2 protein-coding genes are annotated in these 1,813 nt (G+C 74.6%); one reads left to right on the top strand and one right to left on the bottom strand.

The window, feature by feature from the left end:
• Positions 1–64: 64 nt before the first annotated feature.
• Entirely contained in the window at positions 65–787 is a 723-nt protein-coding gene (locus E1211_RS31935) for an HAD family hydrolase (protein ID WP_132353946.1), read from the bottom strand.
• Between the two features lie 95 nt (positions 788–882).
• Between E1211_RS31935 and E1211_RS31930 the strand changes: the two genes are divergently transcribed.
• Positions 883–1,813: DMT family transporter (locus tag E1211_RS31930; protein WP_371686233.1), on the top strand; the 931-nt coding region annotated here is incomplete at its 3' end.

Raw genomic sequence — 1,813 nt, 5'->3', positions numbered from 1 at the left:
CCCGACCCACCCGCCGGCCGTTCCGGCTGCACCGGGTCCGCCGCCGCTGACCCGTCGAGGTCGCCTACACGTACCGGGCGGCCGGCACCTCGATCTGGTCGACGCCACCGTCGACCAGATCGAGCACCTCGGCGAGCGAGCCGAGCAGCGGGCCGCGCCAGCCGAGGTCGGCGTTGAACACCATGTGCTCGGCGAGGTCCGGCGCGGCCAGCCGGGCGGCGGTCAACCCGGCCCGCTCCGCGCCGGTGAGCTCCTGGCTGCCCCCGTCGCCGACGTAGAGACACTCGTGCGGGGCGAGCCCGAGCCGGCGGCACGCCGCCAGGTAGAGCTCCGGATCCGGTTTGCAGCGCCCCACCTGCACCGAGAAGATCCGCACGTCGAGCAGCGGGGCGATCGCCAGGTCCGGCAGGAAGGCCGGCAGTTCGTGGGTGCAGTCGCTGATGACGCCGGTGCGCAGCCCGAGCTGACGCAGCCGCGCGAGCGTCGGCACCGCGTCGGGCCGCAGCCGGGTGTCCGCGCGTACCGCCAGGTGCCGGGACGCCACCGCCGCGCGGACGGCACCGTCCGACGGGTGTACGCCGGCCTGCGCGCAGACCCACCGCAGGGTCGCCTCGGCGTTGCCGAGTTGGCCGCTGGCCCGCTGGTAGAACGTGCGGTCGAGCACCGCCGTGAACGTGTCGGGCGGGCAGCCGAGCAGTTGCGCGGTGCCCTGGTGACCTGCGCCGCGCTGGACCGACCGGGTCAGCGTGCCGAAGAAGTCGAAGAGCACCGCCTGGAACCTGGGCATGAGGGAGCGCCTCCGGGCGTGAGGGGGTCGCCGGCGCGGACCGCGTGATCGTAACCGAGCGCTGACGGTACGTGGTGGGCCGGGTCGTGTGAGGATTGCTCTCCGTGTCCCCAGCTCAACACCGCCCGCCGCGTGACCCGACGACCGTCGGGGCGCTCGTCCTCGCGGTGGTCGCCGTCTCCTCGTCCGCACCCCTGATCGCCTTCGCGGCCGCCCCCGCCCTCGCTGTCGCGTTCTGGCGCAACCTGCTCTCGGTCGCCCTGCTGGGCCCGTTCTCGGCGACCCGACGCCGCGCGGAGCTGCGTACGCTCACCGTCGGCGCCGGCCGGCGAGAGGGCCTGTACTGCGTGCTCTCCGGCGTCGCGCTCGCCGCCCACTTCGCGACCTGGATGCCCAGCGCCCAGCTCACCTCCGTCGCCGCGGCGACGGCCCTGGGCGCCACCCAGCCGGTGTGGCAGGGGCTGATCGCCCGCGGCCAGGGGCGACGGTTGCCACCTGTGGTGTGGGCAGGCATCGCGGTGGCGGTCTCCGGCGCGGTGCTGGCCACCGGCGCCGACTTCTCCGCCTCGGGCCGGGCGTTCGCAGGTGACCTGCTCGCGGTGGCCGGCGGGATGTTCGCGGCGATCTACACCGCCTTCGGCGAACGAGCCCGCGCCAGCATCAGCACCGCCACGTACACCACCGTCTGTTACGGGGTGTGCGCGCTGATCCTGCTGGTCGTCTGCCTGGTCGGCGGCGTACGGGTGACCGGGTTCGACGGTCGCACCTGGCTCGCCATCCTCGCCCTGGTGGCGGGCGCCCAGCTGTTGGGGCACTCGATGTTCAACTACGCGCTGCGCCGGGTCTCCGCCACCACGGTGAGTGTGCTGATCCTGCTGGAGGCGCCGGGTGCCGCCCTGCTCGGCTGGGTGTGGCTCGGTCAGCTGCCCCGGCCGTTGGCCCTGCCCGGCTTGGCGCTGCTGCTCGTCGGCGTGGTCGTGGTGGTGCTCGGCGGCGCCCGAGCCACCCGCCGCCCCGCCCCCACTC

It is taken from the genome of Micromonospora sp. 15K316, from assembly GCF_004348525.1.
GTDB lineage: Bacteria > Actinomycetota > Actinomycetes > Mycobacteriales > Micromonosporaceae > Micromonospora.
This window is presented reverse-complemented; position numbering and strand designations above follow the sequence as displayed.